Below are 25298 nucleotides of genomic sequence, written 5' to 3'. Positions count from 1 at the left end.
GACGTTACAGGATCATGGCGATCCACAGGCCGTCGTTCGCGGAAGCGTTCCGTCGCGAGGAGAACAATGGCACCCCGTTCCACGACATCCGCCCCCGCCCGGGTCCTCCCGGTCATCGAGATCTCCGGAAGTCCGCTCGACCGCGGGCGTCAGTACGGCGAGGCAGTGCGGCCCCAACTGCGCGCCGCCCTGGGCTACTACGAGGAGGCGTTCGGCCGGTCCGCCGGGCTCACCTGGGACCGGGTCGCCGCCCGCGCGGGCCGCTGGCTCGACCCCGTACGCGCCTATGCGCCGGACCTCGTCGAGGAGATGCAGGGCATCGCGGACGGCGCCGGGGTCGGTCTGCTCGACGTCCTCGCCCTGAACGCCCGCGGCGAGGTCATCTACGACAAGTCCTTCGCGGAGATGGAGGCGGCCGGGCAGCAGGCCGAGGAGGAGCCCGCCGAGGGCTGCACCTCGTTCGCCGCCTACGGCGAGGCCAGCGGCGACGGCCACGTCTACGCCGGGCAGAACTGGGACTGGCGCGCGGGCGTCCAGGACACCGTCGTCATGATCCGGATCGTCCAGCCCCCGAAGCCGACCCTGATCATGCAGGTCGAGGCCGGCCAGGTCGGCCGCCAGGGCGCCAACTCCGCGGGGATCGCCCTCAACGCCAACGGCCTCGGCGGCCGGTTCGACGACGCGATCGGCCTGCCCCAGACCGTCGTACGCCGCAGCGTCCTGGACCAGAGCAACATCACCGACGCGCTCGACGTGCTCTGCCGCACCCGGGCCCACATCGCCAGCAACGCCCTCCTCACCTGCCGCGAGGGCTTCGCCATCGACCTGGAGACCACCCCGGCCGGGCACGGCTGGATGTATCCGACCGACGGCCTGCTGGTGCACGGCAACCACTACCAGGCGGGCATCCCCGCCCAGTTGGCCGCCTCCGGCTACCGGCCCATGTCGTCCGACTCGCTGGTCCGCGTCCCCCGCGCCGAGCAGGGGCTCCGGGCGCTGCGCGGCTCCACCGGCCCCGAGGAGTCCTGCGCGGTCATCCGCCGGGCCATGTCGGACCACCTCGGCCACCCGGAATCCCTCTGCACCCACCCCGACCCGCGCCGCCCGGCCGTGGAGCACTGGACCACGCTCGTCTCCTCCCTGGCCGACCTGACCTCCGGCGACTACCACGTGACCGCCGGGACCCCCTGCGACCGCGAGTACCAGCACCTCCCCTGGAACCTCTACGACGGCCCGTACGGCCAGAACTGACAGGACATCAGTGATGAACCGAACCCATCGACGAAGGACGGCCCTGGCCGCCGGGCTCGTCGCGGCGACGCTCGTCGCGGCCTCGGGCTGTAGCGGCGCCACCCAGAACACGGGTGGCGGCTCCCCGGCCACCGACGCGGCCCGGCTCACCCTCACGCCGACCACCACGGCGGCCAAGGGCGAACTGGCCAACGCGAACTGGCTCCTGGAGGACGAACCGGACTCCCTCGACCTGGACACCCAGGGCTCCAGCGCCGGACGCGTCGTCCTCACCAACGTCTGCGAGCGGCTCTACCAGCTCCAGCCGGACATGTCGACGAAGCCCTTCCTCGCCGAGAAGGCCGAGACACCGGACGACAGGACCCTCGTCCTGACGCTGCGCTCCGGCGTCACCTTCCACGACGGCACCCCGATGACCGCCGACGACGTGCTGTGGAGCCTGCAGCGGCACGCCGACCCGGACATGGAACAGGGCGACGAGTTCGGCAACATCGCCGCGATGCGGAAGACCGGCGACCGGCAGATCACGATCACCTTCAAGGCGCCGGACGCCATGTTCTTCAAGGCGCTCGCCGGTGACGCGGGCATCGTCTGGAACAAGGAACAGGTCGAGAAGGCCGGCAAGGACTTCGGCACCCCGGGACAGACCGACGCCTGCACCGGCCCCTACCGGCTCGGCGCCTGGAAGTCCGGCGACTCGATCACCATCGAGCGCTACGACGCCTACTGGGGCGAGAAGCCGCTGACGAAGCAGGTCACCTTCCGCTGGGCCGCCGACAGCGCCCTGGTCAACGCCCTGACGACCGGGGCCGCCGACGGCGCGTACGCCGAGTCGCCCAACACCGCGGCGGCGCTCGGCGGCAAGAAGGGCATCGAGCGGTACTACGGCCCCTCGACCGCCTCCCTCGTCCTCATCCCCACCGAGCGCGGCGGGCTGAAGGACCCGAAGATCCGGCGGGCGCTCTCCCTCGCCCTGGACCGCAAGGGCATCGCCGCCTCCGGCTACGGCTCCATGGTCCAGCCCTGGGGCACCCCGGTCGGCTCCGGCGCCTGGGGCTACGAGAAGGACACCTTCGAGGCCGCCCAGAAGGACATCGCGTACGCCCCCGAGAGCCCGGACGCCGAGGACCTCGCCGAGGCGAAGAAGCTGGTGAAGGAGGCGGGCGGCGGACCCGGCGAGCCGATCGTGATCGGCACGGACGCCAGCCAGGGCCGTACCGTCGTCGCCAACGCCGTGCGCGCGGCGCTCCAGCGGATCGGCCTCACGGGGCAGATCAAGACCGTGCCGACCTCGCAGTTCGAGCAGTTCTACAGCGACCAGTCGGTGCGCGGGGAGATCGACGTACTCGTCGGTGACTGGTACATCTCCAAGGCCGACCCGATGGGCTTCTACGACAACGCCCTCTCCGACTCCTCCAACAACTGGGTCGGCTTCAAGGACGCCGCGTACGACGCCAAGGTGAAGCAGGCGCTCTCCACCCTCGACGACGCCGAGCGGGCGAGGCTCGCCGTGGACGTGCAGAAGACGTTCACCGACGCCGCCGTCTGGATCTCGGTCGCCCAGGTGCCGTCCGTCCTCGTCCTGAGCGACGAACTGACCGGCCCGCCCGCCTCGATGGCGTACCTCTACTACCCGTGGGCCGCCGGGCTCGGCAGGAAGGGCTGACGCGATGCTCGCCCGGATCTCCCGGCGGCTGGCCGGACTGCTGGCCACGCTCCTCGCCGCCTCGTTCGTCATCTTCGCCGCCGTTTACGCCGCCCCCGGCGACCCGGCCGTCTTCCTGGCCGGCGGGCGCGACAAGCTCACCCCGGAGAAGCTGGAACTGGTCCGCGCCCAGTACCACCTCGACGAGCCCCTCGTCGTGCAGTACGGGCGCTGGCTGGGGGACTGCCTCCACTTCGACCTCGGCCGCTCCTTCAAGTACAGCGACCAGGTCGCCGACCTGCTGGCCGCCCGCTTTCCGACGACGCTCGCCCTCGTGGCGTACGCGACCGTGCTGTTCGTCGTCCTCGGGGTCGGCGCCGGGATCCTCGCCGCGGTCCGGCGCGGGACGTGGGTCGACTCCACCGTCGTCGGCGGCACCACCCTGGCCGCCTCCGTCCCCTCGTTCGTCTCGGCCATCGCCCTGGTCGCGCTGTTCGGCGTCCAGCTCGGCTGGTTCCCCGTCACCGGCAGCGGCGAGGGCTTCGCCGGCACCCTGCACCATCTGACCCTGCCCGCCCTGTCGTTGGCCCTCGGCGCGCTCGCCCTGATCAGCCGGGTGACCCGGCAGTCGATGGTCGACGCGGGCACCGCCGACCACGTGGAGGTCGCACGGGCCTCCGGCGTCCCGGAGCGCGAGATCGTCGTCCGGCACGTCCTGCGCAACGCGCTCGGGCCGATCGTCACCATGTGCGGCCTGGTCATGGCGGGCATGCTCGCCGGCACGGTCGTCGTGGAGACGGCGTTCGGGATCAGCGGCATCGGCTCGCTGCTCGTCGGCGCGATCAACACGCACGACTTCCCCGTCGCCCAGGCCGTCCTCCTGCTGATGGTCACCGGCTACATCGTCGTGACCACCCTCGTCGACCTGGTGCACCCGCTGCTCGACCCCCGTGTGAAGGAGGCCGCCGCATGAGCGCGCTCACCCTCGCCCCCGTGCGGACCGGGAAGGACGCGCGCCGCCCGGTGAGCGTCATGATCGCGGGCGCGGCCCTCGTGCTGGTGATCCTCGCCGCGCTCCTCGCCCCGGTCCTCGCCCCGTACGCCCCCGACGCCATCGACCTCTCCGCCTCCCTCATCGGCACCGGCGGCGACCACCTCCTCGGCACCGACTCCTCCGGGCAGGACCTGCTCTCCCGGGTGCTGTACGGAGCCCGCACCAGCCTCATCGCGCCGATCCTCCTGCTCGCCATCGCGGCGCTCCTCGGCGTGGTGCTCGGCACCCTCGCCGCCTGGCGCGGCGGCTGGGTGGACACCCTGGTCTCCCGGCTGACCGACGTCATGTACGCCTTCCCGGGGCTGCTGTTCACCGTGATGATCATCGCGGTCTTCGGGGCCGGCATGACCACCTCCGTGCTCGCGCTCGGCCTCGCCTACACCCCGACCGTCGCCAAGTACACGCGCTCGGTCGCCCTCGCCGAGCGCCGCAAGCCGTACATCGACGCCTACCGGGTGCAGGGCATGGGCGGCGCGCGCATCTGCGCCCGCTACCTGGTCCCCAACCTCGGCCGCTCTGTCATCGGCTACCTGGTGGTGCTGTTCGGCGAGGCGCTCATGTCGCTGGCCACGCTCTCCTACCTGGGGTTCGGCGCCCAGCCGCCCAGCTCCGACTGGGGGCTCATGGTGCAGGAGGGCCAGGCCGCCGTCGTCCAGGGCGCGCTCCTGCCCGCCCTGGTGCCCGGCTTCGCCATCGCCCTCGTCGTGGTGTCCTTCAACGTCGTCGGAGTCTGGGCCGCCGACCGACTCGGCAGCAGGAGGTAACCGCATGCTCCTCGACATCGAGAACCTCACCGTCGGACTCCCCGGCACCGCCCGGCCCGTGCTCACCGACGTGACCCTGCGGGTGGCGGCCGGTGAAGTGGTCGGGCTGGTCGGCGAATCCGGCTCCGGCAAGTCCACGACCGCCCGGGCCGCCCTCCGTACGCTCCCCGAGGGCGCCGCCGTCTCCGGTTCCGTACGCGTCGACGGCACCGACGTCCTCGCGCTCCGCGGCGAGGCCCTGCGCGCCCACCGGGCCCGTACGGTCGCGATGGTCCACCAGGACCCGCGCTCCGCGCTCAACCCGGTCCGCCGCATCGGCGACTTCCTGGTGGAACGGCTCGCGGGCACCGGCCTCGACCGGAAGGCGGCTCGCGCCCGGGCCGTCGAACTCCTCGAAGCGGTCGGCCTCCCCGACCCCGGGCGCCGGGTCCGCCAGCGCCCCCACGAGCTGTCCGGCGGGATGCTCCAGCGCGTCGTCATCGCGGGCGCGCTGGCCGCCGAACCCCGGCTGCTGCTCGCCGACGAGGCCACCAGCGCCCTGGACGTCACCACCCAGGCCGAGATCCTCGCCCTGCTCCGCACCCTGCGCGCCGAGCGGAGCCTGGGCCTCCTCTTCATCACCCACGATCTGCACCTGGCCGCCGCCTACTGCGACCGCGTGTACGTCATGTACGCGGGCCGGGTCGTCGAGGAGCAGCCCGCGGCGGGGCTCTTCGACCGGCCCCGCCACCCCTATACGAAGGGCCTGCTGGCCTGTTCGCCGACGCTGGGGGAGGCGGAGCGGGAGATCCGCCCGATCCCCGGCCGCCCGCCGTCGCTCTCGGACGCCTTCGGCGGCTGCGAGTTCGCGGACCGCTGCCCGGAGGCCGAGGCGGCGTGCGCGACTTGGCACCCGGAACCGGTCACGCAGGCCGGCGGGGGCATGGCGGTCTGCCGGCGGCTGCCCGTCCTCAGCGTGTCCGGCCGGAAGAACGTGTCCGGCCAGGAGAAGAGGAGCACCCGATGACCACGATGACCGCGACCGAGGACGCACCCCTGCTGGCCGTGGACGGTCTGCGCAAGACGTACGCGCTGCCCGGCGGCGGCCGGCACACCGCCGCCGACGGCGTCACCTTCACCGTCCCGGCGGGCGGCTCGCTGGGGATCGTCGGGGAGTCCGGGTCGGGCAAGACGACCGTGGCCCGGATGCTTGTGGGCCTCGTACGCCCCGACGCGGGCACCGTCACCGTCTCCGGGCGGCCCCGCGCCCCGCGCACCCCGCGCGGCCGGGCCGCCCGGCTGGCCAGGGCCCGGGAGATCCAGATCGTCTTCCAGGACCCGTACGTCTCCCTCGACCCGCGCCTCACCGCCCGCCGGTGTCTGATCACCGCCCTGCGGCTGCACGGCAGGGACGAGGCGCTGGCCGACGGCCTGCTCGACCGGGTGGGCCTCGGGCACCGCGAGGCCGGTGCGCTGCCGCATGGGCTCTCCGGCGGACAGCGCCAGCGCCTGGCCATCGCACGGGCCCTGGCGGTCGACCCCAGGGTGCTGGTCCTCGACGAGGCCGTGGCCGCGCTGGACGTCTCGATCCAGGCGCAGATCCTGGCGCTGCTCGCCGAGATCCGGCGGGACACCGGGGTCGCGCTGGTCTTCGTCAGCCATGACCTGGCGGTCGTCCAGCACATCACGGACGAGGTGCTGGTGATGCGCCGCGGCACCGTGGTCGAGCAGGGGCCGACGGCCGGGGTGCTGGCCGGCCCGCAGGACCCCTACACCGGGCTGCTGCTGGCCTCGGTGCCCCGGGAGGGCTGGGACCCGGCGGACGCCGTCAGGGCACGGGCCGCCGCGGGGCTCTGAGGGCTCCCGGGAGACGGGACGGAAAAGGCAGGAGCCCCGTTCCTCCGCCGAAGCGGGGGTGCGGGGCTCCTTGGGTACTGCTCACTCGGCCGCGATCGGCCGACCCGGGCAACTAGGCCGGGGTGACGTTCTCAGCCTGCGGACCCTTGGGTCCCTGAGTGACGTCGAAGTTCACGACCTGGTTCTCCTCGAGGGAGCGGAACCCGGACGCGTTGATCGCGGAGTAGTGGACGAAGACATCCGGGCCGCCGCCGTCCTGGGCGATGAAGCCGAAGCCCTTTTCAGCGTTGAACCACTTGACGGTTCCGGTAGCCATAAAGCCCTCCTTGGGCCAAAGGGTTGCCCTGCTCCAGAACCTGCAAACAAGTCTGAAAACTACAAAAGCCTGCGGGTTACATGCTCCGCAGGCTCTGTACTGCAAGGGAAACCAAACTGCAACTTGCGGGCGAGCCTAGCACGCAGTGTGCGGGGAGCGGTAGAGGGAAAGATCTCTTCACCCGGATGTTTGATTGAGCCGCCGGAGTGCTGACGGACATAGCCCGCGCCGCACTCGGGCACCCCTCCGGGCGCCCCCGATGGTGCCGGCCGACGGGGGCAGGTCTAGCCTCGCGATGTGGACAATTCAACCGTCTCTCCTGCAGAAGGCGACGACCGTCGCACCAGGCCGCGCGTCGGCCACATCCAGTTCCTGAACTGCCTCCCCCTGTACTGGGGCCTGGCGCGGACCGGAACCCTGCTCGACCTGGAGCTCTCGAAGGACACCCCGGAGAGACTCAGCGAGCAGCTGGTCAGGGGGGACCTCGACATCGGTCCCGTGACCCTGGTCGAGTTCCTGAAGAACGCCGACGAGCTGGTCGCCCTCCCCGACATCGCCGTCGGCTGCGACGGGCCGGTCATGTCGTGCGTGATCGTGTCCCAGCTCCCGCTGGAGCAGCTGGACGGGGCCCGGGTGGCCCTGGGCTCGACCTCGCGCACCTCCGTGCGGCTGGCCCAGCTGCTGCTCGCCGAGCGCTACGGCGTCACCCCCGACTACTACACCTGCCCGCCGGACCTCGGCCTGATGATGCAGGAGGCCGACGCGGCCGTCCTCATCGGCGACGCGGCGCTGCGCGCGAACCTGCACGACGCCCCCAGGCTCGGACTGCAGGTCCACGACCTGGGCCAGATGTGGAAGGAGTGGACGGGGCTGCCGTTCGTCTTCGCCGTCTGGGCTGCGCGCAAGGACTACCTGGCCTCGCACCCCGACTACGTGGAGAAGGTGCACGAGGCGTTCCTGGCCTCCCGCGACGTCTCGCTGGAGGAGGTCACCAAGGTGGCCGAGCAGGCGGCGCGCTGGGAGGCCTTCGACGCCGAGGTGCTGGAGCGCTACTTCACCACCCTGGACTTCCGCTTCGGCCCGGACCAGCTGGCGGGCGTGCGCGAGTTCGCCCGGCGGACCGGCCCGACGACGGGCTTCCCGGCGGACGTGAACGTCGAACTGCTCGGAGGCTGACACCACCGGCGTACGGGAATGGTGCGGGGGAGAGAAGGCGAATCCCGCACCTTCCCCGTACCTTCCTGACCTCTTCCGCGGCCTTCTGCCGCCTTCCTTCCGCGCCCTCCCTTCCCCGGGCCGCTTTCCCCTGATGCGCGTCCGCGGCATTCCGTTCCCTTGAAAGGGGGCGAATGTCGGGAGTTCTGTCCCGGAGCGCCTCTCCAGGGCGCGAGGGCGAATAGCCGGTGTCTCCCGGAACGCCTTCCGGTTTCCCTCCGGTGAACCCGCGGACGGCACCGACGGTGCGGACGAACGACGTATTCACGCCTTTCCGTGTGGCGAAATCCCTGCTTCGTGCCCATAGGGGCGATATCGGCGGAAGGGGTCTCCGTGACCGTGCGACCCGCGCCGCCTAGGGTCTGTCGTCAAGCTCCCGCCGTCGCCCGCAGGCGGGAGCTTGACGACAGACCCTAGAGGCTGCCGTCCGAGTCCCGGGGACCACAGGGGGAGACCGCATGCAGCCGCTGGAAGCCGGCGAACCGCACACCATCGGCGCCTACCGGCTGCTCGGCAGGCTCGGCGCCGGCGGGATGGGCCGGGTCTACCTGGGCCGCAGCGCGGGCGGACGCACCGTCGCGGTCAAGGTGGTGCACCCCCACTTCGCGCTCGACGAGCAGTTCCGCGCACGGTTCCGCCGCGAGGTGGAGGCCGCGCGGCGCCTGGGCGCGCAGTGGACGGCTCCGGTCCTGGACGCCGACCCCGACGCGGCCGTGCCGTGGGTCGCGACCGGTTACGTCGCCGGGCCGCCGCTCTCCGACGCGGTCACCCGCCACGGCCCGCTGCCCGAGTACGCCGTACGGACCCTGGGAGCCGGGCTCGGCGAGGCGCTCGACGCCGTACACGCGCACGGCCTGATCCACCGTGACGTGAAGCCGTCCAACGTCCTGCTCGCCCTCGACGGCCCCCGGCTGATCGACTTCGGCATCGCCCGGGCGCTGGGCGCCACCGTCTCCCTCACCTCCACCGGCGTCTCCGTCGGCTCGCCGGGCTACATGGCGCCGGAACAGATCCGCGGCCTGGACATCACCGGCGCGGCCGACGTCTTCTCGCTCGGCGCGGTCCTCGCCTACGCGGCGACCGGCACCGCGCCCTTCCCCGGTGACTCCTCCGCCGTACTCCTCTACAAGGTGGTGCACGAGGAACCCGAACTCGGCGACCTGGAGGGCGAACTGCGGGAGCTGGTCGCCGGGTGCCTCGCCAAGGACCCGGCGGAGCGGCCCGCCCCCGCAGAGATCGCCCGCAGGCTCGCGCCCGGCGGGGCCGCGGCGCTGGTGGCACCGGGCTGGCTGCCGGGCCCACTGGTGCGCGAGGTCAGCCGATCGGCGGTGGCCCTGCTGGACCTGGAACCGCAGGACGCCCCGGTGCAGTCGGGGCCGGTGCCGTTCAGCAGCGCGTCCCTGGGCAGCGCGGCACCCGGCACCTTCGGCCCGCCCCTGCCGCCCCGGCCGTCCGAGCCCCCGGCAGCGGTGGATCCGCCGGGGGAGCCGGGGCCCGGCGCGCGTGTCGCCGTCACCCTGGACACGGGCCCGCAGCCCGGGCAGCGCCGGGGCCGGCGGGTCAGCTGCACCGTCGCACTGGCGGTCGCGGGCGCGCTCGCCGTGGTGACCGTGGGCGCCGCGACGATGAGCGACCTGTTCACCGGCAGCGACGACGACAACCGCGGCAGCGACACGGCGGCCGGACGTACGCAGAGCCCGTCGGGCAGTGCCTCGGAAGCCCCTGCGGGCTCCGCACCGGTGAGCGCGCTGCCCAGGGCCTTCGCCGGTACGTGGAAGGGGGACGCCACCGAACGCAGCGGGCTGTCGCACGGCACGGTCACCGCCGTGTTCACCGAGGGGGCCAAGGGAGAGGACGTGGTCCGGCTGACCCACCGGCTCGACGCGTTCGGTACGAGCGTCGTGTGCAAGGGCGTCGGGAAGCTCGTCTCGGGCACGGCGAAGGAGGTGAAGATCCGCGAGCGCACCGACCCGGACCACGCCGACAGTTCCCTGTGCACCGGAGGCGACGCCGATCTCGTCTTCACCCTCACGGGGTCCGGCACACTCCGCTACCAGTCCCACGAGGAAGCCGCGGGCACCCCGAAGGGCACGCTCAGCCGGTCCGGCGGCTGACCCCGGCAAGGGCTGGCGTACGCTGAACCGTCCGTAGATCCGTTGAAAAACCGCCGAAAGGTGACAGCCCGGTGACCGAGAAGGCCGACCTCCAGCCCATCCTCGACCGAGCCGCCGAAGGCGGCCGGATCACTCCGGAAGAGGCCGTCGACCTGTACCGGTCGGCACCGCTGCACGCGCTGGGATCCGCGGCCGACGCCGTACGCCGCCGCCGTTACGCCGGTACCGAGCACATCGCGACGTACATCATCGAGCGCAACATCAACTACACCAACGTCTGTGTCACGGCGTGCAAGTTCTGCGCGTTCTACGCGCCGCCCAAGGACACCGCCAAGGGCTGGTCCCGCGACCTCGACGACATCCTGCGCCGCTGCGCGGAGACCGTCGAGCTCGGCGGCACCCAGATCATGTTCCAGGGCGGGCACCACCCGGACTACGGCGTCGAGTACTACGAGGAGCACTTCTCCGCGATCAAGAAGGCGTTCCCGGAGCTGGTCATCCACTCGCTGGGCGCCTCCGAGATCGAGCACATGGCCCGGATCTCCAAGGTCTCCGCCGAAGAGGCCATCAGCCGGATCCACGCCGCCGGTCTCGACTCCTTCGCCGGAGCCGGTGCCGAACTCCTGCCGGCCCGGCCGCGCACGGCGATCGCCCCGCTCAAGGAGTCCGGCGAGCGCTGGCTGGAGATCATGGAGATCGCGCACGGCCTCGGTGTCGAGTCCACCTCCACCATGCTGATGGGCACCGGCGAGACCAACGCCGAGCGCATCGAGCACCTGCGGATGATCCGCGACGTCCAGGACCGTACGGGCGGCTTCCGCGCCTTCATCCCGTACACCTACCAGCCGGAGAACAACAAGCTGAAGGGGCAGACGCAGGCCACGCTCTTCGAGTACCTGCGGATGATCGCCATCGCCCGGCTCTTCCTCGACAACGTCGCCCACATCCAGGGCTCCTGGCTGACCACGGGCAAGGAGGTCGGCCAGCTGTCCCTGCACTACGGCGCGGACGACCTCGGCTCGATCATGCTGGAGGAGAACGTCGTCTCCTCGGCCGGTGCCAAGCACCGCTCCAACCGGCTGGAGATCATCGACCTGATCCGCAAGGCGGGCCGCGTCCCCGCCCAGCGCGCCACGACGTACGAGCACCTGGTCGTCCACGACGACCCGGCGAACGACCCGGTCGACGAGCGCGTCGTCTCGCACATCTCCTCCACGGCGATCGCGGGCGGCACCGCGCACCCCGAGCTCAAGCTCCTCGACGCCAACTGACGTCACCGTGCTGACCGTTCACGCCGCGCCGCTGGTCCTCCCGGTCGGCGCCGCAGGCGTCGAGGGCGGCGCCGTCGTGGTGGACGGCGACCGGATCGTGGCCCTCGGACCGTACGACGAGGTGACGGCCGCGCACCCCACCGCCCGGATCCGGCGGTGGCCGGGCGTCCTCACCCCCGGCCTGCGGCAGTGGGACGTCGTCCCCCTGTTGACCCGCTGCTACCACCCCGACCCGCGCGAGGCGGGCGAGCTCGGCGAACAGCCCCTGACCGGGGCGGACTTCGAGGCGCTGGCCGAGCGGATGGACGAGCCCCGCCGGGCCGGCAGCGTGCGCCGGGGGCTGCAGCGCATGCTGCGCCACGGCACCACCCATGTGGCGGGCCCGTTCGACGACCACGCCGTACGCACCGCCGTGGCCCGCTCGGGGCTCACGGCGGTCGCGGGACCTCCCGGCGGGCTCCTGGACGAGCCGGACCTGGACCCGTTCGTCCACGGCGGTGACCTGCCGGGTTCCGTGCACGGCCCGCTCACCGTCGGCGGACGCGCCGACCTCGCGGTCTTCGACGTACCCGACGAGGCGGCGCTGGCCGCGGCCGGCGCCGGGACCTGCGTCGCCACGGTGCTCGGCGGGCGGCTGGTGTACCGGCAGCGGTGAGCGCGGGCCGCCCTGCGCGGCGGGTGCGGGGCGACCGCGCGTCACGCGGTCAGGCAGACGTCGTGTCTCTCCGCGGTCAGGCAGACCTCGTGATGCGCCGCGAGCAGACACAGCTGGAGCCGGGAAATCCCGCCCAGTTTGCTTCGTATGTTTGCGAGATGGAATTTGACGGTGCGCTCCGTCAGATGCATGCACCGGCCCAGCTCCGCGTTGGAGGGGCCGGTCTGCAGGCGCACGAACACTGCACATTCCTGTTCGGTGAGCGTGTGCGTTCCGGTGTCCGGTCTCTTCGCTTTCAGTATCGCCATAATGTCGGAATGCTTCGCATTTGAACCGCAAATCGGGCAGTGGGTTCGCATGATCCCCCCCCGGGAACACTCGACCAGTTGATGTTTGGACCATACCAGCCGCGTCTCCGGGAGGTGAATCAGATATATCGCGCCACTGACCGGAAAGGGCCGGGTCGCGCGCAGTGTCCAGCATCGGGGATCAGGGGACGAAGGGACCTGCCAGATAGCGTCCATGACTGTCGTACGGCCAGGCATTGGCTGTGCATCCGAGAAGCCCCTTGATCTGTTGCATCATGGCGGGCGCGGGTTGTCCCGGGCCCGGACAGGTCTCGTGCCCCCGGCCGATTTCGTGTCCGACCTCGTGATTGATGATCAATGCCCGGTAATCCTCGATCGGGCCGTCGAACTGCGGTGAACCGCGTACCCACAGTTTCAGATTGACCACGACGGAATGCTGCACCCGGCAATTCACGTTCCCCTTGCTGCTCGGGGTCGTCACGAAGCAGAGCCGGTCGGTGGTGCCCGGCGTGGCGATGCGGACCGTGAAGTCCGCCGGGCCGGAGGAGACCAGCTGGAATCCGTAGGCGGGGTCGTTGGTCCAGCCCTGGGAGCCGCCCAGGATCGCGGACACCGACCGGGCCGCTTCGTCCGGATCCAGGTCGATGCCGTTCTCGACCTCGACCTTGTACCGGCGTACGCGCCCTTGGCCCTGTCGTTCGCCCGCGGTGTGCGCCGGGGTGAACGTGCCCGGCCCGCGGTCCGGAACGGCGATGTCCCGTGGCGGGCTGCTGGAGGGGGACGCCGAGGGGGAGGCGGTCGGCGAAGAGGTTGCCGACGACTCGCTCGGGGCGGGGGCGGGCGGGCCGGTGGTGCGGGCCGGCCGCGGAGCCCGGGCCTCGGCGGGGGTGTCGTCGCGTGCGAGGAACGCGACAGCGCCGCCCAGGCCGACGACGAGCGCGGCGAGGGCGGCGGTCAGAAACGTCCGTTGTCGTTTTCGGCGACGTCGCCTTTCGGCTGTGCGAGTGCCGCGAGTGCCGCGTCTCCCCATTGATTCAGCCGATGATGTACGCGGTGCTGACGGACGAGATCGTGTTCTTGAAGGTGACGGACGCGTTGCCGATGTAGCCCGCCGGGACATAACCGTATGTCCCGGTGTAATTCGTCCCGGTGTAGACCAGGAGGCTGTTGTCCGTGGTGCGGTTCCAGTAGGAGGCCGTGTTGTTGGCGACCCGCTGCCCGGCGCCGTTAAGGGAGCCCTTGAAATAGTCGTTTCCGAGATCGGGGTCCTGTCCGTGCGACGGAAGGTCGAAGACGGCGCCGCCCCGGTTGGAGTTGTAGTAGAGGCCCATCTCGCCCGCGCTGAGCGTTCCGTCCTTCCCCGCCGCGTACGAGGGGCCGACGGTGGCGAACGAGAAAGCGGCCATCAGGAAGGAGCCCGTGAGGGCGGCGCGGGTGAACCGGTGTACACGCATGGTGGAACAACCCCTTTCGGAGGGCGACCGGGGTGAGGTCGAAAGGCTCATGAGGTCAACTCGGCGGCGAGACGCAGCCGTTCCGTGAGCTGGTTCTTGACGGTTTCGAGAGTCTCCGCGTTCTGGTCGATGATGCGTTTCTGATAGGCCTTCTCCACCGCGTACCAGATGCCGATCAGATTGGTTTCCTTCTTGCAGGCGACATCCTGCTTGGCGGCCGCCACGGCCTTGGGTGTGGTGAGCGAGGTGTCGCCGAAGCCGAGATCGCTCTGCGGACTGACCGGGTTCTCCGTCCGGTAGCCCTGTTCGGCCATGCAGGCCGACCACGCCTTGATCGCCTTCGCCACGCGACTGTCCTCACGCGAACGCCCGTTGGCGTCGAAGGCGAAGTTCTGCGGCACCATGATGTCCACCGAGTCATCGGTGGGCGCGTAGAGCTTGAGGAACCCCTCACGGAGGCAGCCGCCGGCGGGGACCTTCTTGCCGGCCACGGTGATGGCCCCCTTGTCCGACTTCTCCGCCTCCTCCTGGCTCATGGGCACTGCTTTGGAGGGATCGACCTTGTCCTCGCCGTGCAGGATGAGCTTCTCGTTGGCGCCGAGTGCTTTCTGGGCCGGCTTCGGCGAGCCGTCCGCCACCTCGGGGTTGCTGTAGCCGTAGCGCGCGGCGGTGGCCGCGTCGCTGACCCCGTACCTCGTGGCGTTGTCCCCCCGTTCGCCCCTGTGGCTGCGGACCGCGTACCGGTATCCGTAGCGCCGCATGCACCGGTCGGTGAGGACGTCCTGGGCCTCGCCGAAGGTCGCACGCTGTGCCGCGTCCGGGACGTAGGCCTCAAGCGGGAACTGGAGGGACCTGCTGTCCAGCACCACGGGAACGTCGCCGGCCGGAGGCTCGCTCTTCGGGTCCTCACCCCCGGAACCGGAGGACGAGCATCCGGCGAGGGCGAGCAGAGCAACGGCTGCGATGATGCCGCTACGGGTGACTGGGAGGAGGCGTCGCGCAGGCATGGTGGCTCCGGTCGTGAACAGGTAGTATCCGCCGTCGATCGGTGCTCCGCCCGGCGCTTACGGGCGGAGCACCGGTCGACCGTGTGGCTCATGGCGCCACGTCAGCCGGCTGGACCGTCGCTCTGTGGCCGGCGCGCCGGATCAGACGACGTAGTACGCGGACGAGATCGTGTTCTTGAACTTCGCGGAGGCGTTACCGCGGTAACCGGCGGGCAGGTACCCGGCGGTGCCGTTGCCGTTCGCGTCGGTGTGCACGCTCCATTCGAAGGTGTCGAGGTTCAGGTACGACTCGGTCCAGTCGTTGGTGGTGTGACCACTGCAGGACTGGGAGCCCTTGAAGTAGTCGTTGTTGAAGTTGGCGTCGTCGACCAGGAGGTCGAAGACCGAGTTGGTCTGGTTCTGGAAGCAGAACAGTCCGAATTCGCCGCTGGTGACGTAGCCGTCCTTGCCGGCCGCGGAGGCCGAACCGGCGCTCACCGCGATGGCGGAGAGGACCAGAGAGGTGGTCGCGGCGGCGCGGAGCACTTTGCGCGTGTTCATCGATGTCGCCTTTCGGTGGTGTCTTGACCTCGCTCCGGCACTTCGGGCGCCGGAGCCGGGACTTGGCCGCCGATGAGTCAAACACGTTCAATTCTGGTGCCACCACTGTACGTTGGGACAGTGTGCGAGTGGCTCCCCGTCGCCTACCGTGCAGTTGAGGCGCTTGTGTATGTGCGCCGTGGCTCCGGCGCCGTGGCTGTGCGGCGGGAGCATCGCGAAGGGGATTCCTGTGGTTCTTCGACGGGTCCGGACGGCTTCTGCCCCGGCTCTGATCACGCTCGGATTACTGGTGACCGGCTGCTCCGGCGGCTCCCCGGGCGGTGGGGAGGGCAGAGTCGCTTCGGAGGCCTCGGCCTCGCCGTCCGCCGCTGCGCGGGAGAAGGGCTCCGATGCCGATCCGAAGCAGGCCGCCTATTTCGCCTGCATCGGGGAACGGGGCGTTCCCATGCGGGACACCGGCTCCGGAGTGCCCGTGGTCGACGAGGCGAAGGCCGACCCCGCCGAGGTGAAGGAGGCCGAGGCGGCGTGCGCCGACAAGCTCGTCGTTCCTGACGCGAGCCCGGAAGAGCTCGCCGTGGCACAGGCGTTCACCGACTGCATGCGGGAGCACGGCGTCGAGGACTTCCCGGACCCGAACCCGACGACCGGTGACCACGACGGCCTGGAGAAGCTGGATCTGAAGACGTCCCCCGAAGCCGTGGCCGCGACGAAGGCATGCCGCGTGGGGAAGCCCGGGACGGGCGGCAAGGTCGGGGGATGAACGTGGCAGAGGTCCCCTCGTCGCCTTCCCCGGAGGTGGAGCCGACCGCGGAGGCACCCGCGGCGGATTCAGGACTGACGCGCCGGCGCCGCTGGGTGGCGGCGGTGGTCGCCGGTGCCGTGGTCCTGGCCGGTGCGGGCGTCGCGGCGTCCCAGGTCATCAAGTCGCCCGCGCAGGCAGCCGCCGAGGCGGGTCCACCGCCGATGGACGTGCTCGTGGCCCGGGTCGAGAAGCGCGTCCTGCGGGACACGGTCATCGTGCGGGGGATGGCCACCGCCGGCCAGACCGTGGCGATCAGCCCCTCGGTGAGCGGTGAGAACGCGGGCACCCCGGTGATCACCAAGCTGCCGGTGTCGGTCGGCGACCGGATCACCGCGGGAAAGGTGCTGATGGAGGTGTCCGGGCGGCCCGTGTTCACGCTGCGCGGGAAACTGCCGGTCTACCGCGATCTCAAGCCCGGGACCGTCGGTGACGACGTCGAGCAGTTGCAGAGGGCGCTGAGGGCGCAGGGGCACGGGACGGGCCAGGACAGGGCGGGCACCTTCGGGTCCGGGACGAAGGCCGCGCTCACGGGGTTCTACACGTCGATCGGCTACGACCCGCTGCCCGCCGTCGCCGACGGGGGCGAGTCCCTCACCTCGGCGCAGGAAGCGGTGACCGGAGCGCAACGCGCCCTGGAGGACGCCGAGGACGCTTCGCGCGGCGGCGCGACGGAGTCCGGCGGCACCGGCGGAGCGGCCGACACCGCAGCACAGGGCGAGGCGGCCAGGAAGCCCGCGTCCGACGGCGGAACGGATCGTGCCGTGCAACGGGCGCGGGAGGATCTGGCCGAGGCGCGTCAACGGCTCGGCCAGGCCCAGGCCGCTTCGGGTCCCCTGCTGCCGGCCGGCGAAGTGGTCTTCCTGGAAGACTTCCCGGCACGTGTGGACTCCGTGGCCGCCCGCGTGGGTTCGCAGGTGTCCGGGCCCGCGATGACTGTCTCCGGTGGCGCCCTGGTGGTGAGCGCGCAGCTCCAGGAACACCAGAAGGGGCTGGTCAGGCCCGGCCAGAAGGTCGAGATCCTGTCCGAGGTCAGCGGTGTCACGGCCTCGGCCGAAGTCCTGACGGTCGCGGGCACCATGACGCTCCCGGACGCCCAGGCGCCGGCGACCGGCGCTGACGCGGACGGCCAGGCGCCGGCGTCGGCGGGTGAGAGGGGCTACGCCATGGTGATCCGGCCCGACCGCCCGCTCGACGCCGGACTCGCGGGGCAGGACGTGCGACTGACCATCGAGGCGGCCGCCACGGACGGTGACGCGCTGGTGGTTCCCGTCAGCGCGGTGTCCGCGGGCGCCGACGGACGTACGACCGTGACCGTGGTGGAGGGCGCGTCCCGTCGCCGCGTCGAGGTGCGGCCGGGGACGACCGGCGACGGATACGTCGAGATCAAGCCGGTCGACGGTGGCCGTCTCGCCGAAGGGGACAACGTCATGACCGGCGTCAATCCCGGTCTGGCGGCCGGGGGAGAGGTGAAGACGCCGTGAGATCCGCGCACGGTGCCGGCGAGCGGCCCGGCCCCGGAGCGGCGGGTGCGCCCGTCATCGACTTCCGTCAGGTCGGCCTGACCTACCCGGGCCCGCCACCCGTTCCTGCTCTCAGCCCTTGTGATCTGCGGATCGAGCGCGGCGAGTTCGTGACCGTGGTCGGCCCCTCCGGGTCGGGTAAGTCGACCTTCCTCAACATCGCGGGTCTGCTGGACGCGCCCACCACCGGCAGGTATCTCCTGGACGGCATCGACACCGGTGCACTGAAGGACGGCGACCGCACCGCGCTGCGTGGGCGTCGCATCGGTTTCGTCTTCCAGTCCTTCCATCTGCTGCCCCACCGTTCCGCGCTGGAGAACGTCACGCTCGCCATGGTCTACAACGGCTTCCGCCGACGCGAACGCGTCCCGGCCGCACGCGAAGCCCTCGAACGGGTGGGGCTCGGCCACCGCGTCGAGGCACTTCCGACCCGGCTGTCGGGCGGCGAGCGCCAACGGGTGGCCATCGCCCGCGCCCTGGTGGCCCGCCCCTCGCTCCTGCTGTGCGACGAACCGACGGGGAACCTCGATTCCGCCAACGCCGGTACCGTCCTCGAACTCCTCGACGAACTGCACGCCGACGGGATGACCGTGCTCGTCATCACCCACGACGCGGGTGTCGCGGCCCGCGGCGGCCGCACGGTCGCGATCCGTGACGGACACCTTCTGGAACAGGCGGCGGCATGAGGCTTCCCGGTCGCCCGACGAAGGACGGAGGAGCGAAGGGCGGTGGCAGGACCAGGGGCCCCCGGCCCGTCGAACCGTCCCGCTTCAGCTCGTACGACGTGCTCGGTGAGGCGGTCGCGGGAGTGCTCCAACGACCCGCGCGGTCGGCTCTCACCGCCCTTGGCACGGTGCTCGGCGTCGGCACGTTCGTCGCGATCCTCGGGCTGACCGCGACCGCTTCCTCACAGATCGACGCGCGGTTCAACGTACTCAGCGCCACCGAGGTGACCGTCGAGGACGTCGCGCAGGACCAGGACGAATTCGCGGGTCCCGGATTCCCCGCCGACGCGGACGCGCGTATCGAGCGGCTGGGCGGGGTCCAGCACGCCGGTGTGTACTACGAGGTGCGGCTCGACGAGGGCAGTGCCGTCCGGTCCTCCCCCGTCGGCGACGGCGCGGACGGGCAGCAGGTCGACGTGGTCGCCGCGTCACCGGGCGCTCTGCAGGCCGCCGTGCCGGATCTCGTCCAGGGCCGGCTCTACGACGACTACCACTCACGCACGAAGGAGCGGGTCGCCGTCCTCGGCGCCTCCACCGCGGCCAGGCTGGGGATCGCCACACTGGAGACGCGTCCGGCGATCTTCATCGGGGACGAGCCGTTCACCGTCATCGGGATCATCGGCGACGTCGAGCGCAAGGCCGAACTGCTGATGTCGGTCGTCGTCCCACGCACCACTGCCGAGGACATCTGGGGCGCGCCCCAGGACTCCGGGACGCACATGCTCATCGCGACCGACATCGGCGCGGCCCAGCAGGTGGCGTATCTGGCTCCGACCGCCCTGCGGCCCGACCACCCCGAATACCTCCGGGCGGTGGCGCCGCCCGATCCCAAGTCCCTCCGTTCGAAGGTCACCTCCGACCTGAACCAGCTCTTCCTGGTGCTCGCCGGGATCTGTCTGATCATCGGAGCCGTCGGCATCGCCAACACCACACTGGTCGCCGTCCTGGAACGCACGGGTGAGATCGGTCTCCGGCGGGCGCTCGGCGCCCGCGGACGGCATGTCACCGTCCAGTTCCTCGCCGAGTCGGGGGCGCTGGGAGCGCTGGGGGGCCTGGTCGGCACCTCACTGGGAACCCTCACCGTCGTGGCGGTCGCCGTGGTACGGGACTGGACACCCGTGGTCCACACCGCGACGGTGGCCGCCGCCCCCGTGATCGGGCTGGTCATCGGCGTGCTGGCCGGCCTCTACCCGGCCTGGCGGGCCGCGCAGATCGAACCGGCGGAGGCACTACGGCGGTGACCGCGCACCTGCGCGGTCACCGCCCTCCAGGGCGCATGGACCGACGTCCTCCTCCAGGGGCGAGACGCCGACCGGGGCGGTGCTGTTCCCGGATTCGGGGCCGGTCGACGATTACGCCGTGTCCGGGACCCGCCCACGCCGCCACCGGACACCGGGAGCGGGGCTGCTTGAATGGGAGGGTGACCCGAGCCTCCCTGGACAAGCAGCCGCACGAAGTCGCCTCGATGTTCGACGACGTGGCGGCGAACTACGACCTCACCAACGACGTGCTGTCGCTCGGCCAGGCGCGGCTCTGGCGCAAGGAGGTCGCCCGCGCCGTCGACGCCCGCCCGGCCCAGAAGATCCTCGACCTGGCGGCCGGCACGGCCACCTCCTCGCAGCCCTTCGCGCGGGCCGGCGCCTACGTGGTGCCCTGCGACTTCTCCATCGGGATGCTCCGGGTCGGCAAGGAGCGCCACCCGTGGATGCCCTTCACCGCGGGCGACGGCACGAAACTCCCGTTCAAGGACGAGACCTTCGACGCGGTCACGATCTCCTTCGGGCTGCGCAACATCCAGGACACCGGCGCCGCGCTGAGCGAGCTGTACCGGGTGACCAAGCGGGGCGGACGCGTGGTGATCTGCGAGTTCTCCCAGCCGACGTGGACGCCCTTCCGGACCGTCTACACCGAGTACCTGATGCGCGCGCTGCCACCGGTGGCGCGGGCGGTGTCGTCCAACCCGGACGCCTACGTCTACCTCGCCGAGTCGATCCGCGCCTGGCCCGACCAGGCCGGCCTCGCGACGCTGCTGCAGAAGGCCGGCTGGTCGGACGTGGCCTGGCGCAACCTCACCGGCGGAGTGGTGGCACTCCACCGGGGCGTACGCGCCTGACCCCGCGAGGGCTCAGAGCTCCAGCCGGAAGCAGTACGCCTCCTGCTTCGACACCGGGGACGTGTACGTCTCGGCCCGCCGCATGCCGAGACGGACGGCCACCGCCACCGAGCGGGCGTTCCGCGTGTTGACCATCGCCACGACCTCCGGCACCCCGAGCTCCCTCAACCGCTCCAGCGTGGCCCGCCCGGCGGCCGTCGCGTAGCCGTGCCCCCACGCGGCCCGGCCCAGCCGCCAGCCGATCTCTATCTCGCCGACCGGCCCGAACGACTCGTGCGGCCACGGCTGGGCGCCCGTGAAGCCGAGCACCGCACCGGCGTCGTCCAGCACCGTCCACAGACAGTGGCCCAGCTCCGCGTCGTGCCGGCGCTGGCGGGCGGTCAACTCCTCGTACACGGAGTACTCCGCCGCGCGTCCGCCGTGGAACTCCATCACCTCCGGATCGTCGAAGACCCGGTGCCAGGCCAGGGCGTCCTCGTCGGTGGGGACACGCAGATGTACGGACGGGGCGGTGTCAGGCACGTGCGGCATCGGGGAGCCCTTCGGGAGGTTGATCAGCAGGCACCCATAGACTGCACGCGACATGTGCCGCGCGGCACGCGAATTCGAGTCTTCGGGAGATCCGACCGTGACCGAGCCCCTCTCCGAGCACAGCGCGGACGTGATCGTCGTCGGAGCGGGCCCAGCCGGCTCCACGACCGCGTACTACCTCGCCAAGGCCGGACTCGACGTCCTCCTGCTGGAGAAGACGGCCTTCCCGCGTGAGAAGGTCTGCGGCGACGGTCTCACCCCGCGCGCCACCAAGCAGCTCGTCTCCATGGGCATCGACATCTCCGAAGAGGCCGGCTGGCTGCGCAACAAGGGCCTGCGCATCATCGGCGGCGGCTCCCGCCTCCAGCTGGACTGGCCGGACCTCGCCTCGTACCCGGACTACGGTCTGGTCCGTAAGCGCGACGACTTCGACGAGCAACTGGCCCGCCAGGCCCAGAAGGCCGGCGCCCGGCTGTACGAGCGCTGCAACGTCGGCGAGCCCGTCAAGGACGAGCGCACCGGACGCATCACCGGCGTCCACGCCAAGCTCGGCGAGGAGAAGACCCCGGTCACCTTCCACGCCCCGCTCGTCGTCGCCGCGGACGGCAACTCCACCCGGCTCTCCCTCAACATGGGCCTGCACCGGCGCGAGGACCGCCCGATGGGCGTCGCCGTCCGTACGTACTTCACCTCGCCCCGCCACGACGACGACTACCTGGAGTCCTGGCTGGAGCTGTGGGACCGGCGCGGCGCCGAGGACCGTCTGCTGCCCGGCTACGGCTGGATCTTCGGCATGGGCGACGGCACGTCCAACGTCGGCCTCGGCATCCTCAACTCCTCGTCCGCCTTCAAGGAGCTCGACTGGCGCGAGGTGCTCAAGGCCTGGTGCGCCTCGATGCCGGAGGACTGGGGCTACACCCCGGAGAACATGACGACGCCGATCCGCGGCGCCGCGCTCCCGATGGCCTTCAACCGCCAGCCGCACTACACCAAGGGCCTGCTGCTCGTCGGTGACGCGGGCGGCCTCGTCAACCCGTTCAACGGCGAGGGCATCGCGTACGCCATGGAGTCGGGCCAGATCGCGGCGGACGTCATCGTCCAGGCCCACGCCCGTGCCACCCCCGCCCAGCGGGAACTGGCCCTCCAGCACTACCCGAAGATCCTGAAGGACACCTACGGCGGTTACTACACGCTGGGCCGCGCCTTCGTGAAGATGATCGGGAACCCGAAGGTCATGAAGATCGCGACGCAGCGCGGTCTGAGCCACCCCGTCCTGATGAAGTTCACGCTGAAGATGCTCGCCAACCTCACCGACCCGACGGGCGGCGACGCCATGGACCGCATCATCAACGGCCTCTCGAAGGTCGCCCCGAAGGCCTGAACCGACGGGCCCGAGGCCGCCCCGGCCCCTGCGATAGGTTTGCGGACCATGCGGGCACCGGGGACAGGGAACGGCGGAAGGTACCGCCTGCTGGGGGCGGCAGGGGCGACGGCGGCCGTCGTGGGCGGCTGGGCCGTCGGGACGCTGCCCGCCCATGACCCGTGGGGGCTCTGGGTGCCGCACGGCACCGCCGCCACCGCGGCCGGTCACGCCCTGGCGTACGGCGGGCTGACCGTGCTCGTCGTCGCCTGGTGGCTGTACGGCAGGACGGGCGCCGGCGTACGGGACAGCCTGGTCACCCTGGTGTGGTGGGCCGCGCCGTTCGTGGTGGCCCCGCCGCTCTACAGCGCCGACGTCTACAGCTACATCGCCCAGGGCGCGATGGTCCTCGAAGGCCATGACGTCTACGAGGTGGGCCCGTCCGTGCTGGATCCCGCCGGACCGGGCGGGGACGCCGCCGCGAGCGTCGGCGGTCACTGGACCGACACCCCGGCGCCGTACGGCCCGTTCTTCCTCGTCCTGGCGCGCGGCGTGGCCTGGGCGACCGGCGGCACGATCGTGCCCGCCGTCCTCGCGATGCGGCTGATCGCCCTGGCGGCGCTGGCGCTGATCGCCTGGGCGCTGCCGCACCTGGCGCGGGAGCACGGCCGCAGCCCGGGCGCCGCGTTGTGGCTGGGCGCGCTGAACCCGCTGCTGCTGATGCACGTGGCGGGCGGTCTCCACAACGACGGGCTGATGATCGGCCTGATGCTGGCGGGCGTCGTGCTCGCGCTGCGCGGGAGATGGATCGGCGGCTCGGTGCTCATCGGGCTCGCCATGATGGTCAAGACCCCGGCGGCGGTGGCGCTGTTGTTCGTCGCCGTCCTGGTGGGCCGGGCCGCCGGCGGAGGGCTCGTACGCCGGGTGGCGAAGGGGCTGATCGGCCCGGGGGCGGTGGCCGGGGCGGTCGTGGTGCTGATGACGCTGCTCGGCGGGACCGGCTTCGGCTGGGTGGGCACGCAGGGCGTCGCGGGGCGGATCCACACCGCGCTCTCGGTGAGCAGCGATCTGGGCCTCGGGCTCGGCCACCTCCTGCGGCTGCTCGCCGGGACCGATCCGGACCCGGTGAAGGCCGCCGTGCAGAATCTGAGCCTGGCCGCGGGGGTCGCCCTGATCCTGCTGCTGGCGTGGCGCTCCGCCGCCGGACGGCTGGAAGCGGTGCACGGGCTGGGCCTCGGGCTGGTGGCCCTGGTGGCGCTCTCCCCGATGGTGCAGCCGTGGTACCTGCTCTGGGGGACGGCCGTGCTCGCCGCCACCGCGGCCGACAGCAAGGTCCGGGACGTGCTGATCGTGCTCTCGGCGGCACTCGTCTACGAGACGCAGCCCTCGGGCTCGACCCCGCCGTACGGCTTCGTGCTCGCCGGACTCACCTGTGTGGCCGGGGCGCTGCTCCTGCGTCGGGAGGCAGCCGCGCACGGGAAGCCGCTGCTGCCCGGTCAGCGCCGGGCCGCGGGCCGCGAGGCCGGTCTCCGTACCGGGGCATGACGACGGGCCGTCACCTGAGCGTGGGTGACGGCCCGTGGTCGTGCCCGGACGCGCGGATCTGCTGGAGCAGCCGGCGAATCGGCTGGTGAATCAGCTTGTGAATCGGCTTGTGAATCAGAGAACGCGGACGGCGCCCGACGGCGGGTCGTAGTCCAGGGACTTCTGCACGACGCCGGTGCTGGAGTTCTGCGCGCCGACGAACTGGCCGCCGCCCACGTAGATCCCGACGTGGTACGCGCTGCCTGCGCCGCCCCAGTACAGGATGTCGCCGGGCTGGAGGTTGTCGAGCGAGACCTGGGTCCCGGCGGTCGACTGGCTCTGCGAGACGCGCGGCAGGTCGATGCCGACCGAGCCGAAGGCGGCCTGGACCAGACCCGAGCAGTCCCACGAGTTCGGGCCGGTGCCGCCGGAGACGTACGCATCGCCGATCTGGGACTGCGCGAACGCGATGACGGACGCGGCGGACCCGGTGGCGCTGGACGACGACGAGGAGGAGGACGAGCCGGTGGAGGCGCTGAGCGTGGTGCGCTCGGCGGTGCGGGAGGCGCGCTCGGCGGCCTCCGCCTTGGCCTTGGCGGCTGCTTCGGCCTTCTTCTTGGCCTCCGCCTTGCGGACCGCCTCGGCCTTGGCCTTCTTGGCGGTCTTGGCGGCGGTGGCGGCCGCGGCGTCCTCGTGAGCCTGCGTCTCGAGGTCGAGAGCGACCGCCTGGGTTGCCTGCGCGGACGCGGCGACGGATGTGGAGAGCCCGGCCGTGATGGTGGGCATCTCGATGGTCTGGGTCACCGGCTCGGCCTGGGCCGGGCCTGCGGCACCTGCGACCGCGATGGTGCTGAGGACGCCACCGGCAACTCCTGCCCGCAGCGCCGTCTTCGAGGCGCTCTGGCGGGGCTTCCGGTGGCTGGGTATGTGAGCGGTGTGGGACATGAGTACTAGCGCTATCAGGGCTGTAGGGGTCCCATCAAGAAACGTGTGTTGCGACACAGTTACGTTCGGAATCTGTGAATCCGCTTATTCGGGGCCCTTATTGACGCCCTAACGGGCAAAACGGGCACGCCTGCGCACCGCTGTGATCACGGGGTTCTTTCGATACGCCCGAATTGCCCGTCGCTTACCATCCGTTCACACGGTTGGCCAAGCCCGCTGTTCTTGAAGCCCGCATGGAGTGGCGCAGGTCACAGCATGAGTCTCCTGTGAGAGGCAACCGCGCGGACGCGCGCCGCGTGCGGAGCGGGGCCGGCCGCCACCGCGGGGCGACCTGACCTATTGGTGAGT

Annotated in this window: 25 protein-coding genes; 17 read left to right on the top strand and 8 right to left on the bottom strand. The window is 71.4% G+C overall.

The window, feature by feature from the left end; all coding sequences use genetic code 11:
• The first annotated feature begins 66 nt into the window (after positions 1–66).
• The 6 genes from ACIRD8_RS08640 to ACIRD8_RS08615 are packed head-to-tail and all read left to right on the top strand — an operon-like array spanning position 67 to position 6550.
• Positions 67–1251: a C45 family autoproteolytic acyltransferase/hydolase gene (locus ACIRD8_RS08640; RefSeq protein ID WP_403988070.1), complete on the top strand. Its 1185-nt coding sequence runs from the start codon at positions 67–69 to the stop codon at positions 1249–1251.
• Positions 1252–1264: 13 nt separating this feature from the next.
• Complete coding sequence (locus tag ACIRD8_RS08635; RefSeq protein WP_403988067.1) at positions 1265–2917, top strand: ABC transporter substrate-binding protein; 1653 nt, start codon at positions 1265–1267, stop codon at positions 2915–2917.
• Positions 2918–2921: 4 nt separating this feature from the next.
• Positions 2922–3869 carry an ABC transporter permease gene (locus ACIRD8_RS08630; RefSeq protein ID WP_403988065.1) on the top strand — a complete coding sequence of 316 codons (948 nt, stop codon included), beginning with the start codon at positions 2922–2924 and terminating at the stop codon, positions 3867–3869.
• The gene (locus ACIRD8_RS08625) at positions 3866–4714 is read left to right on the top strand and encodes an ABC transporter permease (RefSeq protein WP_403988062.1); all 849 of its coding nucleotides are present in this window, start codon (positions 3866–3868) and stop codon (positions 4712–4714) included. The genes ACIRD8_RS08630 and ACIRD8_RS08625 overlap by 4 nt, the downstream gene beginning before the upstream one ends.
• Before the next feature lie 4 nt (positions 4715–4718).
• Positions 4719–5720: an ABC transporter ATP-binding protein gene (locus ACIRD8_RS08620; RefSeq protein WP_403988059.1), complete on the top strand. Its 1002-nt coding sequence runs from the start codon at positions 4719–4721 to the stop codon at positions 5718–5720.
• Complete coding sequence (locus ACIRD8_RS08615) at positions 5717–6550, top strand: ABC transporter ATP-binding protein (protein WP_403988056.1); 834 nt, start codon at positions 5717–5719, stop codon at positions 6548–6550. The genes ACIRD8_RS08620 and ACIRD8_RS08615 overlap by 4 nt, the downstream gene beginning before the upstream one ends.
• 112 nt (positions 6551–6662) lie before the next feature.
• On the opposite strand, the gene ACIRD8_RS08610 is transcribed toward ACIRD8_RS08615, so the two are convergent.
• On the bottom strand, positions 6663–6866 hold the full coding sequence (locus ACIRD8_RS08610) for a cold-shock protein (RefSeq protein ID WP_003967102.1): 204 nt from the start codon (positions 6864–6866) through the stop codon (positions 6663–6665).
• Positions 6867–7163: 297 nt separating this feature from the next.
• On the opposite strand from ACIRD8_RS08610, the gene ACIRD8_RS08605 reads away from it, so the two are divergent.
• The 4 genes from ACIRD8_RS08605 to ACIRD8_RS08590 all read left to right on the top strand — a co-directional run bounded on the left by ACIRD8_RS08605 (position 7164) and on the right by ACIRD8_RS08590 (position 12121).
• Positions 7164–8042, top strand: coding sequence for a menaquinone biosynthetic enzyme MqnA/MqnD family protein (locus ACIRD8_RS08605; protein WP_403988053.1), 879 nt, complete (start codon positions 7164–7166; stop codon positions 8040–8042).
• A 497-nt stretch (positions 8043–8539) separates the two neighbouring features.
• Positions 8540–10195 (top strand): serine/threonine-protein kinase, encoded by a 1656-nt coding sequence (locus tag ACIRD8_RS08600; protein ID WP_403988050.1) that lies wholly within the window; start codon positions 8540–8542, stop codon positions 10193–10195.
• Positions 10196–10266: 71 nt separating this feature from the next.
• Positions 10267–11466 carry a cyclic dehypoxanthinyl futalosine synthase gene (gene mqnC, locus ACIRD8_RS08595; protein WP_403988047.1) on the top strand — a complete coding sequence of 400 codons (1200 nt, stop codon included), beginning with the start codon at positions 10267–10269 and terminating at the stop codon, positions 11464–11466.
• A gap of 7 nt (positions 11467–11473) precedes the next feature.
• Positions 11474–12121, top strand: coding sequence for an imidazolonepropionase-like domain-containing protein (locus ACIRD8_RS08590; protein ID WP_403988044.1), 648 nt, complete (start codon positions 11474–11476; stop codon positions 12119–12121).
• Between the two features lie 41 nt (positions 12122–12162).
• Here ACIRD8_RS08590 and ACIRD8_RS08585 read toward each other — a convergent pair whose 3' ends face one another.
• From ACIRD8_RS08585 to ACIRD8_RS08565, 5 genes are all read right to left on the bottom strand, one after another.
• On the bottom strand, positions 12163–12429 hold the full coding sequence (locus tag ACIRD8_RS08585; RefSeq protein ID WP_403988041.1) for a response regulator transcription factor: 267 nt from the start codon (positions 12427–12429) through the stop codon (positions 12163–12165).
• 181 nt (positions 12430–12610) lie between these two features.
• On the bottom strand, positions 12611–13459 hold the full coding sequence (locus tag ACIRD8_RS08580; RefSeq protein ID WP_403988038.1) for a DUF3152 domain-containing protein: 849 nt from the start codon (positions 13457–13459) through the stop codon (positions 12611–12613).
• A 4-nt stretch (positions 13460–13463) separates the two neighbouring features.
• Positions 13464–13883: a peptidase inhibitor family I36 protein gene (locus ACIRD8_RS08575; RefSeq protein ID WP_403988036.1), complete on the bottom strand. Its 420-nt coding sequence runs from the start codon at positions 13881–13883 to the stop codon at positions 13464–13466.
• Positions 13884–13930: 47 nt separating this feature from the next.
• Positions 13931–14890, bottom strand: a complete 960-nt coding sequence (locus ACIRD8_RS08570; RefSeq protein WP_403988033.1) for a hypothetical protein — start codon at positions 14888–14890, stop codon at positions 13931–13933.
• Between the two features lie 141 nt (positions 14891–15031).
• Positions 15032–15430 carry a hypothetical protein gene (locus ACIRD8_RS08565; protein ID WP_403988030.1) on the bottom strand — a complete coding sequence of 133 codons (399 nt, stop codon included), beginning with the start codon at positions 15428–15430 and terminating at the stop codon, positions 15032–15034.
• A gap of 445 nt (positions 15431–15875) precedes the next feature.
• Between ACIRD8_RS08565 and ACIRD8_RS08560 the strand changes: the two genes are divergently transcribed.
• The 5 genes from ACIRD8_RS08560 (at position 15876) to ACIRD8_RS08540 (ending at position 20590) form a co-directional block, all read left to right on the top strand.
• Positions 15876–16190: a hypothetical protein gene (locus ACIRD8_RS08560; RefSeq protein ID WP_403988027.1), complete on the top strand. Its 315-nt coding sequence runs from the start codon at positions 15876–15878 to the stop codon at positions 16188–16190.
• A complete protein-coding gene (locus ACIRD8_RS08555; RefSeq protein ID WP_403988024.1) occupies positions 16187–17713 on the top strand; it encodes a peptidoglycan-binding protein in 1527 nt (508 codons plus the stop codon). The genes ACIRD8_RS08560 and ACIRD8_RS08555 overlap by 4 nt, the downstream gene beginning before the upstream one ends.
• A complete protein-coding gene (locus tag ACIRD8_RS08550; protein ID WP_403988021.1) occupies positions 17710–18438 on the top strand; it encodes an ABC transporter ATP-binding protein in 729 nt (242 codons plus the stop codon). Before ACIRD8_RS08555 ends, ACIRD8_RS08550 begins: the two co-directional genes overlap by 4 nt.
• Positions 18435–19718 (top strand): ABC transporter permease, encoded by a 1284-nt coding sequence (locus ACIRD8_RS08545; RefSeq protein ID WP_403988018.1) that lies wholly within the window; start codon positions 18435–18437, stop codon positions 19716–19718. The genes ACIRD8_RS08550 and ACIRD8_RS08545 overlap by 4 nt, the downstream gene beginning before the upstream one ends.
• 179 nt (positions 19719–19897) lie before the next feature.
• Positions 19898–20590: a demethylmenaquinone methyltransferase gene (locus ACIRD8_RS08540; protein ID WP_403988016.1), complete on the top strand. Its 693-nt coding sequence runs from the start codon at positions 19898–19900 to the stop codon at positions 20588–20590.
• A 12-nt stretch (positions 20591–20602) separates the two neighbouring features.
• Here the strand turns inward: ACIRD8_RS08540 and ACIRD8_RS08535 are convergent, their stop codons facing one another.
• A complete protein-coding gene (locus ACIRD8_RS08535; RefSeq protein ID WP_403988013.1) occupies positions 20603–21121 on the bottom strand; it encodes a GNAT family N-acetyltransferase in 519 nt (172 codons plus the stop codon).
• Positions 21122–21218: 97 nt separating this feature from the next.
• Between ACIRD8_RS08535 and ACIRD8_RS08530 the strand changes: the two genes are divergently transcribed.
• Together ACIRD8_RS08530 and mptB are read left to right on the top strand one after the other, a co-directional pair.
• Positions 21219–22502 carry a geranylgeranyl reductase family protein gene (locus tag ACIRD8_RS08530; RefSeq protein ID WP_403988010.1) on the top strand — a complete coding sequence of 428 codons (1284 nt, stop codon included), beginning with the start codon at positions 21219–21221 and terminating at the stop codon, positions 22500–22502.
• 48 nt (positions 22503–22550) lie between these two features.
• Positions 22551–24026, top strand: a complete 1476-nt coding sequence (gene mptB, locus ACIRD8_RS08525) for a polyprenol phosphomannose-dependent alpha 1,6 mannosyltransferase MptB (RefSeq protein ID WP_403988007.1) — start codon at positions 22551–22553, stop codon at positions 24024–24026.
• Positions 24027–24140: 114 nt separating this feature from the next.
• Here the strand turns inward: mptB and ACIRD8_RS08520 are convergent, their stop codons facing one another.
• Positions 24141–24950 carry a C40 family peptidase gene (locus ACIRD8_RS08520; RefSeq protein WP_403988005.1) on the bottom strand — a complete coding sequence of 270 codons (810 nt, stop codon included), beginning with the start codon at positions 24948–24950 and terminating at the stop codon, positions 24141–24143.
• Between the last annotated feature and the right edge of the window lie 348 nt (positions 24951–25298).

The organism is Streptomyces sp. NPDC102451, from assembly GCF_044765485.1.
Classification (GTDB): Bacteria; Actinomycetota; Actinomycetes; order Streptomycetales; family Streptomycetaceae; genus Streptomyces.
This window is presented reverse-complemented; position numbering and strand designations above follow the sequence as displayed.

Bases quoted from the DNA above. Each gene is read 5' to 3' on its own strand.
- ACIRD8_RS08640 (WP_403988070.1), top strand. From the start codon at position 67: ATGGCACCCCGTTCCACGACATCCGCCCCCGCCCGGGTCCTCCCGGTC.
- ACIRD8_RS08635 (WP_403988067.1), top strand. From the start codon at position 1,265: ATGAACCGAACCCATCGACGAAGGACGGCCCTGGCCGCCGGGCTCGTC.
- ACIRD8_RS08630 (WP_403988065.1), top strand. From the start codon at position 2,922: ATGCTCGCCCGGATCTCCCGGCGGCTGGCCGGACTGCTGGCCACGCTC.
- ACIRD8_RS08625 (WP_403988062.1), top strand. From the start codon at position 3,866: ATGAGCGCGCTCACCCTCGCCCCCGTGCGGACCGGGAAGGACGCGCGC.
- ACIRD8_RS08620 (WP_403988059.1), top strand. From the start codon at position 4,719: ATGCTCCTCGACATCGAGAACCTCACCGTCGGACTCCCCGGCACCGCC.
- ACIRD8_RS08615 (WP_403988056.1), top strand. From the start codon at position 5,717: ATGACCACGATGACCGCGACCGAGGACGCACCCCTGCTGGCCGTGGAC.
- ACIRD8_RS08610 (WP_003967102.1), bottom strand. From the start codon at position 6,866: ATGGCTACCGGAACCGTCAAGTGGTTCAACGCTGAAAAGGGCTTCGGC.
- ACIRD8_RS08600 (WP_403988050.1), top strand. From the start codon at position 8,540: ATGCAGCCGCTGGAAGCCGGCGAACCGCACACCATCGGCGCCTACCGG.
- ACIRD8_RS08585 (WP_403988041.1), bottom strand. From the start codon at position 12,429: ATGGCGATACTGAAAGCGAAGAGACCGGACACCGGAACGCACACGCTC.
- ACIRD8_RS08580 (WP_403988038.1), bottom strand. From the start codon at position 13,459: ATGGGGAGACGCGGCACTCGCGGCACTCGCACAGCCGAAAGGCGACGT.
- ACIRD8_RS08575 (WP_403988036.1), bottom strand. From the start codon at position 13,883: ATGCGTGTACACCGGTTCACCCGCGCCGCCCTCACGGGCTCCTTCCTG.
- ACIRD8_RS08570 (WP_403988033.1), bottom strand. From the start codon at position 14,890: ATGCCTGCGCGACGCCTCCTCCCAGTCACCCGTAGCGGCATCATCGCA.
- ACIRD8_RS08565 (WP_403988030.1), bottom strand. From the start codon at position 15,430: ATGAACACGCGCAAAGTGCTCCGCGCCGCCGCGACCACCTCTCTGGTC.
- ACIRD8_RS08560 (WP_403988027.1), top strand. From the start codon at position 15,876: ATGCGGGACACCGGCTCCGGAGTGCCCGTGGTCGACGAGGCGAAGGCC.
- ACIRD8_RS08555 (WP_403988024.1), top strand. From the start codon at position 16,187: ATGAACGTGGCAGAGGTCCCCTCGTCGCCTTCCCCGGAGGTGGAGCCG.
- ACIRD8_RS08545 (WP_403988018.1), top strand. From the start codon at position 18,435: ATGAGGCTTCCCGGTCGCCCGACGAAGGACGGAGGAGCGAAGGGCGGT.
- ACIRD8_RS08535 (WP_403988013.1), bottom strand. From the start codon at position 21,121: ATGCCGCACGTGCCTGACACCGCCCCGTCCGTACATCTGCGTGTCCCC.
- mptB (WP_403988007.1), top strand. From the start codon at position 22,551: ATGCGGGCACCGGGGACAGGGAACGGCGGAAGGTACCGCCTGCTGGGG.
- ACIRD8_RS08520 (WP_403988005.1), bottom strand. From the start codon at position 24,950: ATGTCCCACACCGCTCACATACCCAGCCACCGGAAGCCCCGCCAGAGC.